11 protein-coding genes are annotated in these 13,499 nt (G+C 70.3%); 4 read left to right on the plus strand and 7 right to left on the minus strand.

Annotated elements, in window-relative coordinates; genetic code table 11:
• Nucleotides 1-67: 67 nt before the first annotated feature.
• From ABZX30_RS30980 to pdhA, 3 genes are read right to left on the minus strand one after another with little or no spacing between them, the layout of a single operon-like run.
• Nucleotides 68-1,348, minus strand: coding sequence for a dihydrolipoamide acetyltransferase family protein (locus ABZX30_RS30980; protein ID WP_355939398.1), 1,281 nt, complete (start codon nucleotides 1,346-1,348; stop codon nucleotides 68-70).
• Complete coding sequence (locus tag ABZX30_RS30985) at nucleotides 1,345-2,385, minus strand: alpha-ketoacid dehydrogenase subunit beta (RefSeq protein WP_355939437.1); 1,041 nt, start codon at nucleotides 2,383-2,385, stop codon at nucleotides 1,345-1,347. Before ABZX30_RS30985 ends, ABZX30_RS30980 begins: the two co-directional genes overlap by 4 nt.
• An 8-nt stretch (nucleotides 2,386-2,393) precedes the next feature.
• Nucleotides 2,394-3,515, minus strand: coding sequence for a pyruvate dehydrogenase (acetyl-transferring) E1 component subunit alpha (gene pdhA, locus ABZX30_RS30990; protein ID WP_355939401.1), 1,122 nt, complete (start codon nucleotides 3,513-3,515; stop codon nucleotides 2,394-2,396).
• 325 nt (nucleotides 3,516-3,840) lie between these two features.
• Between pdhA and ABZX30_RS30995 the strand changes: the two genes are divergently transcribed.
• The 4 genes from ABZX30_RS30995 (at nucleotide 3,841) to ABZX30_RS31010 (ending at nucleotide 7,813) form a co-directional block, all read left to right on the plus strand.
• The gene (locus tag ABZX30_RS30995; RefSeq protein WP_355939404.1) at nucleotides 3,841-4,605 is read left to right on the plus strand and encodes an AfsA-related hotdog domain-containing protein; all 765 of its coding nucleotides are present in this window, start codon (nucleotides 3,841-3,843) and stop codon (nucleotides 4,603-4,605) included.
• Between the two features lies 1 nt (nucleotide 4,606).
• Nucleotides 4,607-5,830: a prephenate dehydratase domain-containing protein gene (locus ABZX30_RS31000; protein WP_355939407.1), complete on the plus strand. Its 1,224-nt coding sequence runs from the start codon at nucleotides 4,607-4,609 to the stop codon at nucleotides 5,828-5,830.
• On the plus strand, nucleotides 5,827-6,477 hold the full coding sequence (locus ABZX30_RS31005) for a TetR/AcrR family transcriptional regulator (RefSeq protein WP_355939410.1): 651 nt from the start codon (nucleotides 5,827-5,829) through the stop codon (nucleotides 6,475-6,477). The genes ABZX30_RS31000 and ABZX30_RS31005 overlap by 4 nt, the downstream gene beginning before the upstream one ends.
• A 1,117-nt stretch (nucleotides 6,478-7,594) precedes the next feature.
• Nucleotides 7,595-7,813, plus strand: a complete 219-nt coding sequence (locus ABZX30_RS31010) for a LuxR C-terminal-related transcriptional regulator (RefSeq protein WP_355939413.1) — start codon at nucleotides 7,595-7,597, stop codon at nucleotides 7,811-7,813.
• Between the two features lie 75 nt (nucleotides 7,814-7,888).
• On the opposite strand, the gene ABZX30_RS31015 is transcribed toward ABZX30_RS31010, so the two are convergent.
• The 4 genes from ABZX30_RS31015 to ABZX30_RS31030 all read right to left on the minus strand — a co-directional run bounded on the left by ABZX30_RS31015 (nucleotide 7,889) and on the right by ABZX30_RS31030 (nucleotide 12,260).
• Complete coding sequence (locus ABZX30_RS31015; protein ID WP_355939415.1) at nucleotides 7,889-8,566, minus strand: TetR/AcrR family transcriptional regulator; 678 nt, start codon at nucleotides 8,564-8,566, stop codon at nucleotides 7,889-7,891.
• Nucleotides 8,567-8,605: 39 nt separating this feature from the next.
• Nucleotides 8,606-9,832, minus strand: a complete 1,227-nt coding sequence (locus ABZX30_RS31020; RefSeq protein WP_355939418.1) for an MFS transporter — start codon at nucleotides 9,830-9,832, stop codon at nucleotides 8,606-8,608.
• A 917-nt stretch (nucleotides 9,833-10,749) separates the two neighbouring features.
• Complete coding sequence (locus ABZX30_RS31025; protein ID WP_355939421.1) at nucleotides 10,750-11,874, minus strand: aromatic ring-hydroxylating dioxygenase subunit alpha; 1,125 nt, start codon at nucleotides 11,872-11,874, stop codon at nucleotides 10,750-10,752.
• Nucleotides 11,871-12,260: a 2Fe-2S iron-sulfur cluster-binding protein gene (locus ABZX30_RS31030; protein ID WP_355939424.1), complete on the minus strand. Its 390-nt coding sequence runs from the start codon at nucleotides 12,258-12,260 to the stop codon at nucleotides 11,871-11,873. The genes ABZX30_RS31025 and ABZX30_RS31030 overlap by 4 nt, the downstream gene beginning before the upstream one ends.
• Between the last annotated feature and the right edge of the window lie 1,239 nt (nucleotides 12,261-13,499).

The following is a 13,499-nucleotide window of genomic DNA, read 5'->3' on the forward strand; positions in this document are numbered from 1 at the left end:
CCGGCGCCGTTCACGGTGAACGCCGTGAGCGGTGCCTGCCTGGCCGCGGCGAGGGCCCGGCCCGCCGTCAGGCTTCCCGGAGCAGGGACGAGGGCCGCTCGATCACATCCGCCACATGCCGCAGGAAGCCGCCCGCCGTCCCCCCGTCGCACACGCGGTGGTCGAAGGTGAAGGACAGTTGGCACACCCGGCGCACCGCGATCTCCCCGTCGACGGCCCACGGCCGTGGCAGGATCCGGCCCACGCCGAGCATCGCCGCTTCCGGGTGATTGATGATCGGTGTGGAACCGTCGACGCCGAAGACGCCGTAGTTGTTGAGGGTGAAGGTGCCTCCTGACAGGTCCGCGGGAGCCACCCTCCCCCCGCGGGCTTCGGCGGTGAGCCGGTCGATCTCGGAGGACAGCTCCGCGAGGTTCATCCGCTGGGCGTCCCTGACGACGGGGACGACCAGACCGCGCTCGGTCTGTGCGGCGAAACCGAGATGGACCGAGGCGAGCCGGACGATCTCCTGACGGGTGTCGTCGACGGTCGCGTTGAGTTCCGGGTACCGGGCGAGCCCGGTGAGGCAGATGCGGGCCAGCAGCGCCAGCAGCGAGATCCTCTCCTCACCCGGTACCGACAACTCCCGCTTGACCTCCAGCAGCCGGGTGGCGTCGACGTCGACCCAGGTCGTCGCGTCGGGGATCTCCCGACGGCTCCGGACCAGTTTCTCCGCGATGGTGCGGCGCACGCCGCGCAGCGGGACACGCACGTCCTGCGGACCCGCTTCCGCACGCGGCTCCGGCGGTGCCGGCCGGCTCCGTTCGACGTCCCTGCGCAGGATCAGTCCGCCGGGCCCGCTGCCGCGCAGCGTCCGCAGGTCTACGTTGTGCTGCCGGGCGAGCCGGCGTACCAGCGGGGAGATCACGGCGACCGCTCCGGACACGGGTGCCACGGCGTCACGGCCGGCGGCGGTCTCTCCGGGATCGGGCACGAGAACGCGCCGCCGCCGTCGTACGGCGGGCTCGGACGTGCCGTATCCGACCAGGACGTTGCCCGATTCCACGGAGGGTTCGGCCGCGGCCGGCGTCCGGCCGGCCGGCGGGCCGGCGGCCTCGGTCCGCGGCTCGCCGACCGAGACCAGGGGGCTGCCGACTTCGAGGCTCTCCCCCTCCCGGCCCCAGAGCCGGGCGACGACGCCGGCATACGGACAGGGCACTTCCACCACGGCCTTCGCCGTCTCCACCTCGACCACGGGCTGGTCGACCTCGACCGGGTCCCCGACGTTCACCAGCCACCGTACGATCTCCGCTTCGGCGAGGCCTTCACCGAGATCGGGGAGAGCGAAATCCCTCGTCGCGCGCGTCATGTGCCGTCCCCGTTCCCACGGTCGTCCCACTGCAGCCGCGCGACGGCGTCCAGGACGCGGTCGACATCGGGCAGATGGAAACGCTCCAGCATCGGAGGCGGATACGGGATGTCGAATCCGGTGACCCGGAGCACAGGGGCCGCCAGATGGTGGAAACAGCGCTCGGTGACCCGGGCGGCGATCTCGGCGCCGAATCCGGCGAATCCCTGGGCCTCGTGGACGACCACCGCCCGCCCCGTACGCCGGACACTGTCGCAGACCGTGGCGTCGTCGAAGGGAACAAGGCTGCGCAGGTCGACGACTTCCAGCTGCCACCCCTCCTCCTCGGCCGCCCGGGCCGCCTCCAGGCACACCGGCAGCGACGGACCGTAGGTGACGAGGGTGGCCGAGGAACCGGTGCGGCGCACGGCGGCCCGGCCCAGCTCGGGCAGTCCGGCCGAGCGGTCCAGTTCGCCCGTGGACCAGTACAGACGCTTCGGCTCCAGGAAGACGACGGGATCGTCCGACGCGATGGCCGCGCGCAGCAGGCCGTAGGCGTCGGAGACTGTCGTCGGCGCGACGACGTGCAGACCCGCCGTGTGCGTGTAGTAGGCCTCGGAGGAGTCGCTGTGGTGCTCCACGCCACCGATGCCGCCCCCGTAGGGGATGCGGATGGTGAGCGGCATCGGCAGGGCGCCGCGGGTGCGGTTGCGCATCTTCGCGACATGGCTGACGAGCTGTTCGAAGGCCGGGTAGGCGAACGCGTCGAACTGCATCTCCACGACGGGCCGCAGCCCGTACATGGCCATGCCGACGGCGGTGCCGAGAATGCCGGCCTCGGCCAGGGGCGTGTCCGTGACGCGGCTGTCGCCGAACGTCCCGGCCAGTCCGTCGGTGACCCGGAACACGCCGCCCAGGGTGCCGATGTCCTCCCCGAGCAGATGCACCCGGTCGTCCTCGGCCAGTGCGTCGTGGAGCGCGCGGTTGAGGGCCCTGGACAGGGTCGTCCGCTCGACCGCCGACTCCCCGCCGGCGGCGCGGGCCGCGGCGACATCCATGGTGGTGGTCACCGGCCGGCCTCCTCGGTACCGGGTCCGCCCGCCTCCTGGACGGCGGCCAGCTCCCGGCTCAGCAGCGAGCGCTGCTCGTCCAGCTGCGGGGTGCGGCGGGCGTAGACGTGCTCGAACAGATCCATCGGGTCGGGGACGGCGTCCGCGAGGAGCCGGTCGCGCAGGTCCCGCGCCAGGTCCTCCGCGTCCCGCCGGACGCGCTCCACCCCGGTGTCGTCCAGCAGCCCCCGCTCGCGCAGGTGCCGCTCCATGCGGAGGACGGGGTCCCGCCGGCGCCAGGACTCGACCTCGGCCGCGTCACGGTACCGGGTGGCGTCGTCGGCGTTGGTGTGGGCGTCGATGCGGTAGGTGAGCGCCTCGACGAGCGTCGGCCCGCCACCGTCGCGGGCGTGCCGGGCGGCCTCGCGGACCCCCGTGTACACGGCTGCCGCGTCGTTCCCGTCGACCAGCACGCCCCGCATGCCGTAGCCGATCGCCTTGTGCGCCAGGCTGGGGGCGGCGGACTGCTTGCTGAACGGCACGGAGATCGCGTACCCGTTGTTCTGCACCAGGAAGACCACGGGAGCCCGGTAGACGGCCGCGAAGTTCATCGCCTCGTGGAAGTCGCCCTCGCTGGTGCCGCCGTCCCCGGTCATCGCGAGCACGACGAGGTTCTCACCGCGCAGGGCGGCGGCGTGCGCGAGCCCCACCGCGTGGGGCGTCTGGGTGGCCAGCGGGGTGCTCAGCGGCGCGATGCGGTGCGCGCGCGGGTCGTAGCCGTGGTGCCAGTCGCCGCGCAGCAGCGTCAGCACCTCCACCGGGTCGACCCCCCGGACCAGCAGGGCCAGGGTGTCCCGGTACGTGGGGAAGATCCAGTCCTGGGCCTCCAGGGCCAGTACGGCACCGACCTCGCAGGCCTCCTGGCCCGTGGTCGACGGGTACACCGCCAGCCGTCCCTGCTTGGTCAGGACCGTCGCCTGCTCGTTGTAGCGGCGCCCGCGCACCAACTGCCGGTACAGCTCCAGCAGCACGGCCGGTTCGAGACCCCGGGTCCCCGACACGTCGTCGAGGAGGCTCAGCGGCCGGCGTCCGGGGAGCATGTCCGTCACGCCGGCACCTGGTGGATCGAGAACTGTCATGGGGAAGAGGCTCCTTCGACCGGGTGGGAGAGGGGGCGGTTGCCGAGCGCGCGGCCGGACACGTGCCCGGGCCCGGAGCCGGCGTTCCCGCACCAGCATTCGGGGTCGGGGAACGTCCGCGGCAGTCGGCCGATACGGCTAGTACCTCGGCTCTACCCCCCGATCCGCACCGGCGGGGGCCCAGCCGTGCGGTGTAGGACGCAGGCACTAGGCGCGGGGCCCTATGCCCATCTGGCGGCTACCGGGCGCCTGCCGCTGAGCCCACGCTGAACGGGCCCCGTCGAGGCCGTGCGTTGGCGCGGCCCCTCAGCCAGGAGGATGATTCATGAGCAGCGCCACCACCTCCCGACTCGTCGTCGGTGACCGGTTCCGTGACTTCGCCGAGGCCGTCGGCGCCGAGACCTTCTCGGGCCTGACACGCGCTCTGGACGCGGGAGACCTGGACGCGCTCCAGGGCCCCGTGCACGTGGTCACCGGCCAGGGCATAGGCGAGTTCGAGGTCTCCTACATCCGTGACGCGATCGTGCGCCGCGGGCTCGACGACCGGGTCGCCCTGGTCCACGGCACGGGCACGCCCGCCCGCCGCCAGGAACTGCACAAGGCCCGCGAGGACAACGTCCTGGTCGCCGGTCTCACCCAGGTCGAGACCGACCGTGTCTTCGAGGCCGGCCTGCGCCTGCACGACCACAACGAACTCCTCGTCGACGTCCAGGACCGGGTCCATGTGCAGGGCATGGTGGCCATCGAGGCGGCCCGCCAGATGTTCCTGGCGGTGGTGGAGGGGTACTTCACCGCCCGCTGGCCGCAGCAGCGCTACTACATCGTGCTCAACTCGATGAACACCACGTTCTCGAACTTCCTCTTCCCGGTCGGCGCGACCCTGCGGCTGACGGTGGACGAGTCCGACCTGTCGGAGCCGAGCCGGCTCACCCTGCGGACGACGGTGGAACTCGTCCAGGCGGGCCGCCCCGCCGCGACCGTGACCGTCGACGCGGCGGCCTTCGCACCGGGGCTCCTGGAGGAGAAGGAGCTGCGGCGCGCCAAGAGCGCCGTGGCGAGCGCGGTGGACACCGCCCTCGCGACCGCGTGACATGAGCGCGACCGAAGCGCGGAGAGGGAGGGATCCCGAGCCTGGCGGATTCGGACGTCCCGCACGCCGGTGGCGGTTCAGCTATCTGGGGCCGGAGGGGACGTTCACCGAACGAGCCCTCGGACTCGTTCCGGAGGCCGGGGGAGCCGAACTGCTCCCGGCCGCCACGGCTGCCCAGGCCCTGGCGCGGGTGGACGCCGGGCTCGCCGACGCCGCGATGCTGCCGATCCACAACACCGTCGCCGGGACGGTCCCGGAGACGGCTGGCGCACTGGTGGGATCGCCGGCGCCGGTCGTGCTGAAGGAGGTCGTGCTCGAAGTCGAGTTCGCCCTCCTGGTACGCCCGGGAACGGCGCCGGCGCAGATCCGCACGGTCACCGGACACCGTCACGCGATGGCGCAGGTGCGCGGCTGGCTGAACCGGCATCTGCCGTGGGCCCGATGGGTTCCGGCGCCTTCCAACGCCGAGGGGGCGCGCGGCGTCAGGGACGGCCGGTGCGACGCCGCGGTCGCGGGAGAGTTCACCGCGGCGCGCTACGGCCTCGAAGCCGCGGCCACCGCGATCCACGACGCTCCCGGCGCCACCACGCGGTTCCTGCTCTGCGCGCGCCGTGGCACGCCGCGGGTGCCGGGGTCCGCCCCGGGCGGCCGTACGTCGCTGATCGGCCGGTTTCCCGGAAGGCCGGACCAGTTCGAGGCGCGACTGGACGAACTGCGGGGCCATCCCTTCCTGAGCGAGGTCGGTCTGGACGTCGTCCCGCACGGCGAGGACGGCGCCGTCCTGTTCGCCGACTGCCCGGGCGGCACGGACCGGCCCGCCACCGCGCGCGCCGTCGGCCTGCTGCAACTGCGCCTGCCAGGCCTGCGCAGCCTGGGCTCGTACGAGTCGCTACGGCCCGGAAAACGTCTGTCCGAGCGGAGGAGTACGACCATGCACAGTGAGAACCTGGGGGAGCGCCACGTTCCCGGGGTGTCCACGGCCGAGGACATCGGCCGGCTGCGGGAGCAGATCGACACGTTGGACGACACCGTCATCGTCATGCTGCGCGAGCGGCTCGCGGCGTCCCGGGAGATCCAGCGCCTGCGCACCGGAAGCGGTGGCGGCAAGACGGACCCCGGGCGCGAGCACGCGATCCGCGGCCGGTTCGAGGAGAGGCTCGGTGACGGTGGGAGCGCCGTCGCCGACGCCGTGCTCGTCCTGTGCCGCGGGCAAGCCCTGGCATGAGCCCACAGGGGTGGCCATCGCCACCGCCGCGCGGACGCGGCCGTGAGAACGTTCTCACGGCCGCGAAGGCGTTGTTCCACGAGTGCGGCTACGACGCCACGAGCATCCGTGACATCGCGCTGCGCGCCGGGATCACCAAGGCCGCGGTGTTCCGGCACGTGCGCAGCAAGTCCGAACTGCTGAGGTGTGCCACGGCCCCTCTGCGCGGCGTCCTGTTCGCCTCGCTGGGCAGCGGCGCGGACGGCCCGGGCCGGGGCGTCGACGACCTCGCCGCGGCGCTGAAGGCGCTGGCCGGCGCCGCGGCGGCCGACCCGGCCGGACACGCCCTCCTGTGGCGCGGAGCAGGCCCGCCCGACGCGGACGGCCTCGACGCGCTGTGCCGTGCCGCGGTGTTCCGGCGGCTGGTGGACCTGGTCGAGCGGGCGGTCGCGGAAGGGGACGTACCCGGCGGTATCGAGCCGTGGCTCGTCGCCCGGCTGCTCCTCGGAGCCGTCGTCGGCGTCGACTGCCTGGCGGACGAGACCGCCTCGGTCCCACCCGGCGGTGTCGACGCCCTGCTCCACGGGCTGGCCCCGGGGGCGCGGCGGCCGGCCGGGGCCGGCTCGTGCGCGACGGGCGCGCGAGCGCGCGGCGGACGACCCGCCTGAGCCGGCGCGCACCGGCCCGGTCCCGTGGCCGGGCGCCGGGGTGCTTGCCTGCCGGAAGGGAATCGACAGCGCTTTGAACCCTGCCGGGGCCGAGTTTCTTTGTGCCCGAAGCAGCAGCGCTCGGCGAATCCCCTATCGGCCGAGAAGTCAGGAATGCCCCGCGCCGAATGCCGCCAGGACGGCGGAGAGCCCCAGCGGAATGGCGATCGGCGTGTGCGGGCGAGACCCGTCCGTTCCGTGGCGCTTTTTGCGTTGACTGAAGCGCGTGATACCGGCGGCGTCAGAGTCGCTGTCATGGAGTGCGTGCCGCGGTGTGCGCGGCGTTGAATCCTGATGGTGCGCGGAGTTCCGATATTCGCTGCAGACGAGTGGAATTTGTATTCCTTGCCGCATCGATCCGATGCTTCCGGCGATGGAATGACAATCTCTCGTGTGTGCCATATTCGCTTTCCGGGCGAGCCCGTGGTGCGGATGTTCTTTCCGGTTTTATCGGACGGATCTGCATTCTCTTCCTGCCGGACTGAAGGCCGCGTGAAGATAATATCTTCCGAGAGTCTATCTTCCGAGAGTCTCGCTCCTATTGGGGAAGACGGGGCATGGCCGTTTCTGAATTCCCGGTGCGTCGCGTTCGAGACATCTCCCGCAGTGACGGAAGCGTGCTCTGTCGACCCGGGTGAAAAGCTGTCACGCCGGCCTGTCTCGTCTCTTACCTGGTGGTCTTCGTCTCCCGGCGCACGCCGGGGCGCGGGGGAGTGGCCGGTGAAATTGTGTGCAGCCTGCATTTTTATCTACCGGAATGATCGCCTCCCCTATTCTTGGGGATGATGGCCGGATTTCGCCCTCGGCGTGCAGGAATGATCGCAAGAATTTTAGCGCGCAACCAATTGTGCATGACGTAACCCACGTTTAACGATCGCGCCCGATTTGCTCTGTATGATGAAACGGCAAGAAGTTATTGCAATCAGGGCGTCCGTGCGAGCAATGGCGCTAGCGCAGGGGTGTGCTGGCGGAAGGCCGTCGTAAGGCAGGGGGAGCTGCATGTCGCGTGTGTCCAGTGCGAATTCCGAGAGATTAATTAGTCTCTCTGGCGGACTCTGACGTGGGAGAATCAGGTCGAATGACCGAGAGGGATGTCCCCGTTCTCACGCCACGAGAGCGGCAGGTTCTGGACGGGATCAAGGAAGGATATTCCAACAGGATGGTCGGAAGGGTCCTTGGGATTTCCGAGAGGACCGTCAAGGTCCACCTGCACTCGATTTTCATCAAGCTTGGTGCCGCATCGCGCACCGAAGCCGTGATCGCGGGAATCCGGTCCGGCTGTATCACTCTGCACTGATGCCGTATGCGGGGGGCCGGCCACCGAAGTGCCCGGCCCCCCGCGTGCGACGAGAGTGAGGACTCAAGGGGAGGGCTACTCCCGGACGAGCGTGACGACGAACCGGGCCGTGCTGTTCACGAGGTCTTCGTCGATCGGCTTGCCGAGGACCAGAAGCCGGTAGTAGAGCGGACCGAGGAGAAGGTCCACCAGGTGGTCGGCGGTACGGTCGTCGATCCCGTGGTCGTCCCGCGTGCGACCGAAGAGGGCCCGCAGGCCCGCGATGTCGCGCCGGCGCTGCTCCGACAGGAAGCCGGAGCGCAGTGCGTCCGCGGTCGCCTGGTCCAGTTGGGCATGCCCGAGCAGGGACAGCATCACCTGGCCGGCGGGCTCTTGGAAGAAGTCGGTCACGCGCTTCAGGTGGGCCCTGATCTCGGCCTCGGCGCCGCCGTCTCCCGTACGCCACTCCAGTGCTTCGCGGGCGTCGTCGGTGAGCGTGTCCAGCAGGATGTCGACCTTGGACTTCCACCAGCGGTAGATCGTCTGCTTGGCCACCCCCGCGCGCTGTGCGATGCCCTCGATGGTCAGGGCGGCGAACCCCCGCTCGACCAGGAGGTCGTCGGCGGCGTTCAGGACGGCGAGCCGGACGCTCTCGCTGCGCCGGGGCCCGGTGCGGCTGACGACGGGGTGCTGGTCGCAGACCGCTGCTGGTTTCCGCGTGGTGCTGATGGTTCCGTCAGCCTTTCGAGTCTGGGGTCTTCGTGATTCTGACACAGGCGGGTCCGGTGCGAGACGGTCCTCGCGGAGGCCGGCTCACGCCGCCTTCGCCCGTGAGCGGAGCAGGCTGAGCAGGACGCAGAGGGCGAGCGCCGCCACCACCGCGCTGAACGTCTCGCCCGCGGGGCGCAGGCTGGTCTCCCGGATCAGGACACCCACCCCGATGGCGGGCACGGCCAGCATGGAGTAGAGGATGGCGAAGAAGGTGGAGACGGATGCCCCCCGGTGCTGCGGAGCACTGCGCGTGGTGATGCTGCCGATGCCGTGACCGACCGCGACGCCCGTGGCGAGACCGTTCACGGCGGCCCCCACGAGCAAGGGGGCCAGTGTGCTGCTCGCCATGGCGGCACCGATCAGGCCGGCCGCGACGATCAGGCCGACACAGGCCAGGGGGAGCGCTCGGGCGGGCTTCAGTGTCCGGACCAGGAGCTGGCCGAACGCGGTGCAGGCGAAGGCGATGAAGACCACCAGGCCCGTCAGCGAGTGGCTGGTCTCGTTCAGCACCCCGCCCAGGAACAGTCCCGTCACCGCGGTCAGCACGCCGAGCACGGCGAACCCGGCGCCGCCCGCCATGGCCGAGCGCAGGAAGTCCGACCGGATCTCCGCGGGGACGTGCAGGGGCTGGAACTGAAGGGAGAAACCGGTCCGGTGGCCGGAACTCTCACCGTTCACCAGGACACCGACCGTGCCGACGGCGGCGAGGGCCAGCATGACCACCCACGGTGTGCGCAGGGGGGACGGCGCCAGGTCCGCCAGGATGCCCGCCAGCAGGGTGCCGCAGGCCAGCCCCCCCATGTTCGCGAACAGGGCGAGGGTGGCGGGCTTGATGCGGCTGTGCTGTCCGAGCCGTTCGGCCAGCGAAGCGGTGGCCGCACCCGTGACGAGCGCCGCGGAGAAACCGGAGATGACCCGGGCGATGAGTACGGCGGCCAGATCCTGGGCCACCAGGAAGACGGCCGCGGCGCAGACGGACAGCAGTGTCGCGGCGACCAGGACGGGGCGCCGGCCCACCTGGTCGGAGAGCCGCCCGAAGGTGAGCAGCCCCAGGACGACCCCCAGGGCGTAGACGGCGAAGACCACCGTGACGGTGAAAGGCGTGAAACCGAACGCCTCCCCGTAGAGCGGGTACAGCGGCGTGGGCGCCGTCGTCCCCGCCATGGTGATCCAGAAGGCGAAGGCCACGCTGATCACGGCGAGCGTGTGGCCGCCCGCTCGAGTGCGAGCGCCCGCGGGGGCCGCGGTGCCGATGGTCGAGTTCCCCACTGAAGTGGCCTCTCGTGAGTGCGGAGGAAAGCCGGAAGGGTGACGGAACCGCCGGCCATAAGGCGAGACAGGCCGTTGCGTCTATCGATGCCGAGGCTAGACTAGTCGTGGCGTCTATTCAATGGGGCAAGGGGGCGCGGGGAAGGGAGCCGATGGCGCGTGCGCGCGGAACGGCCCGGCGCCGCCGCCCGGTTCGGTCGCCTTCGGCGGCCCCGCGCGAGGCGGGGAGACACGGAGGGGGCGTAGTGGGTGTCGGCGAGGATGCCGAGGGGAGAGCCGGGGGCTGTGGCTTCTGCGGGCGGATCGGCTGCGGGGAGGCCTCGGTGTCCCGGCGTGCACGGCTGCGGCAGGCCCGGGAGCGGGGCGCCCTTGGTGGACGACTGCCGGGATCCGGTCGGGGTGGACGCGGCTGGGGGACTCCAAGGCCTTGAAGCGCCTGGGCACAGGGATCCCGAACCGCCGGCACAGCAGCGGCACGTCGTGGTGGTCGACTGCGCGAGCCTCGTATCCCGTGTGCCATCGACCTTGAGTGTTCGCTCACCGTTCCAGGTATGAGCTTGGACGACCTCGGATCTGGCGATTGCGGACTTGTCCAGCGTGCCGTGCCGATTCAGCAGTGAAGCCGTCGTGCCGATGACCGCAACCCCGCAACCAGCCCCGGCTGGTCGGCGGCCGAGCCCGGATCAGAAAGCGCCGGGCTCCACGATCTCCTCACTTCAAGGGACGCCGTCCGGGCGTCGACTCGACGTCCTGCCGTTCCCGCCAGCACGAGGCTGGCGTCCGCGGGAAGATGCCGCGGCCCGAAAGAAGAGTTTGGTCGTTGTCCCCGGGCCCCGTCGCGCCGGTGGCGGCGACGCCGCGGTGTCACCGGGGACTGGAACAGCCGGTTGGTTCGGGTGAGACCCCGCGGCCTGGGGTTAGCTCTGCTCCCGGGCGGCGATGCGGTACATGATGCGGCGTGCCATCAGGCCGGGCTTGTCGGGGGCGAAGCTCAGGTCGATCTGGGGGTCTGCGTCGGTCTTGACGACTTCCATGATCCACTGCAGTGCTTCGACGTCTTCGAGGTAGGCCTGGGACGAGGCCTCATGAAGGAACGCGTCTATTTCGGCGTTTCCGGGCTGGTAGTCCCGGGAGTTGAACCACCAGTAGTGGATGGAGGTGTTCGTCTCGGGCGTGAAGAGATGCGTGATGTTGTAGCGGTAGTTGGACGGCTTGCCCGGGTCGGGCGCGTGGTCGATGATCTCGGCGAAGGCCGCGTGCATGGCCGGCGAGACGAACCTGGCCTCGGACGTGCGGTCGACACGCTTGTGCATGATGTCGGCCGGGACGCCGTAGACGGCCGGCGGGGGCGAGTCGCGCAGCTCGCGTCGGATGACGACCTGGTTGTTCTCGGTGGTGGCCTTGAGCTTGGACCGGGCGTACTCCGGTGTTCCCACGGTGTCCGGGTGGAGGAAGGGGAAGTGGGTCTGATCGATGAGGTTCTCGTGCATCGCCACGTAGTCCGAGTCGATGTGGTACTGGCCCGAGACGGTGCCCCAACGCTGGTCGGCGAGCCAGCGGGTGTCGGGTATGAGCGCTTCGTCCGCGAGGGCGGGGGAGCCCATCCAGATCCAGGTCAGGGGACCGCGGTCGGCCACCGGATAGGTCCGGATCGTGACCGTGGCAGGGGTGGTGGACAGGGCCGGCATGCGGGCGCATACCCCGTCCGGTTCGAACTCCATGCCGTGGTAGCCGCAGACGAGCCGGTCGCCGGTGAGCTTGCCGCGGGCGAGCGGGAAGGAGCGGTGGGGACACCGGTTGCGCATGGCGACCGGGGTGCCGCTTTCGGTCCGGTACAGCACCACATCGGTGCCCAGGAGCTTGCGTGCCAGGGGCGTGCGGCCGATCTCGCTGCCCAGGCCCGCGACGTACCAGCAATTGCGGATCAACGGGGTGGCGTGGGTGGCGAACTGGCCGGGATCGTGGGGCTCCATGGCCGCGAACACGGCAGCGTCGTTCGAGAGGCTTTCGTCGGACGTGCTGGGTGTGAGGGTCTCGGTCATGACAGGTTCTTTGCCGTTCCGCCGATGTCGATGTCGATGAGCTGGCCTGCCGCCCGCGAGCAGCAGAGGGCCAGTTGGGTGGAGGTGCCGCGCTCTTCCGCCGTGAGGTAGCTGTCGCGGTGGTCGATGCCGTCATGCGGGTCGAGGACGTCGGTGACGCACAAGCCGCACTCCCCGCGCCGGCAGTCGGACAGGGTGTCGACGCCGGAGGCTTCGAGGGCGTCGAGGATGGTGACGCCGGCGCCCACGCGTACGGTCTCCCCGCTTCGAAGACGCACGGCGAAGTCGGTGTCGCCGGGATGGTGGGCGGCGTTGAAGACCTCGTAGCGCACACGGCGCGGGTCCCATCCGCGGATGCGTGCCGTCTCGCGTACGGCGTCGATCATGGGACCAGGGCCACAGACGTAGACCACGGTCCGGGCCGGCTGCGCCGCGAGGGCGGCGTTCAGATCGGGTAGCCCGTCTGTTTTCGCCGGGCAGATTTGGCCCCACTGCGCCGAGTTGTTGTGGCCCCACTTTTGGGCCGTATGGGTGAACGGTCCGTGAGGTCTGCGGGAGGAACGGATTGTTCTGGCCCCACCCTCGATCGGGTGACGTTTTCGGGCTGTCCTGCGACGAAGCAAGATCGTGTCTTTTGGCCCTAGTTGGTGGCGGTAGCGTGTGATTCACGACGCCCGCCCGATCGCTTCCCCTGACAGGAACGCGAAAGGGCGGGCGCCGTGTTGTGGCGCCCGCCCTCGACTGGTGACGGCTGGATCAGGCAGCGGCAGCCGCCTTGCGCTTGGCGGTGGTGCTGGCCAGCCGGAAGGACTGGGTGCCGGTCTCGATGATGTGGGCCTCGAAGGTGAGCCGGTCGACGATGGCCTGGGACGCCATCCTCGGCAGAGGGGAACAGGTGCGGCGACGTCCGGAAGCGCGCCGGCTCGACCTGGTAGCCGATGGAGCGTAGAGCGAGGGCCGTTGCCCCGATCCGCTCCCGCCAGTGAGCCTCGGCACCCGCCGGGAGAGCGCCCGTGCGATCGTTCCGACGGAAAGCGATGTCCGGGGCCCACGACACGAGCACGCACAGGTCCGCCCCCTCCGGCCACGCAGCCTCGGTCAGCACCGATGCCCGACACACACCCCTGCCCGCAGACGGAACGATGTCGACGACCTGGTGACCTCTGGCGGACTTCTTGACGACTCCCGTTTCACCGAGGCCGAGTTCCCGCAGATGGAAGTTGACCAGCGCCGGCGCGCTCTGCCGATCGGCCCGGTCGTAGAAAGGGCCGATCGGCACAGCTGTAGCGACGTGACTCATGACGAAGTTCCTGTTCGGCTGCGGAATGGATGCGGCGAACGCATCCCCAGACGCGCCCCCTGACCCAGGTCTGAGGAGACGGTTGCGCAGCCGCAACGTTTTCAAGACCGGACCAAGGCTGTCACGGGCAGCGATGCCCCATTTTTGAGGGCAGGTAGACGATGCTCTGAGCTGGGCCGATGGCTTCAACGGCCTCATTTTTAGGGCAGGGGTGAGCTGGCATACCGCTACTAGTACTGCAACGACACTCCGTGACGTGGAGTGTTGCGCGTCGTTGGTCACTTTGTGACGGGAGAGATAGCTGACGAGTGGTCAGTTCTGTTCG

It is taken from the genome of Streptomyces sp. NPDC004542, assembly GCF_040610035.1.
Taxonomy (GTDB): domain Bacteria; phylum Actinomycetota; class Actinomycetes; order Streptomycetales; family Streptomycetaceae; genus Streptomyces.

Excerpts from the sequence above, each read along its gene's own strand:
- ABZX30_RS30995 (WP_355939404.1), top strand. The coding sequence starts at position 3,841 with ATGAGCAGCGCCACCACCTCCCGACTCGTCGTCGGTGACCGGTTCCGT.
- ABZX30_RS31010 (WP_355939413.1), top strand. The coding sequence starts at position 7,595 with ATGACCGAGAGGGATGTCCCCGTTCTCACGCCACGAGAGCGGCAGGTT.
- ABZX30_RS31025 (WP_355939421.1), bottom strand. The coding sequence starts at position 11,874 with ATGACCGAGACCCTCACACCCAGCACGTCCGACGAAAGCCTCTCGAAC.
- ABZX30_RS31005 (WP_355939410.1), top strand. The coding sequence starts at position 5,827 with ATGAGCCCACAGGGGTGGCCATCGCCACCGCCGCGCGGACGCGGCCGT.
- ABZX30_RS30980 (WP_355939398.1), bottom strand. The coding sequence starts at position 1,348 with ATGACGCGCGCGACGAGGGATTTCGCTCTCCCCGATCTCGGTGAAGGC.
- ABZX30_RS31030 (WP_355939424.1), bottom strand. The coding sequence starts at position 12,260 with ATGATCGACGCCGTACGCGAGACGGCACGCATCCGCGGATGGGACCCG.
- ABZX30_RS31000 (WP_355939407.1), top strand. The coding sequence starts at position 4,607 with ATGAGCGCGACCGAAGCGCGGAGAGGGAGGGATCCCGAGCCTGGCGGA.
- ABZX30_RS30985 (WP_355939437.1), bottom strand. The coding sequence starts at position 2,385 with ATGGATGTCGCCGCGGCCCGCGCCGCCGGCGGGGAGTCGGCGGTCGAG.
- pdhA (WP_355939401.1), bottom strand. The coding sequence starts at position 3,515 with ATGACAGTTCTCGATCCACCAGGTGCCGGCGTGACGGACATGCTCCCC.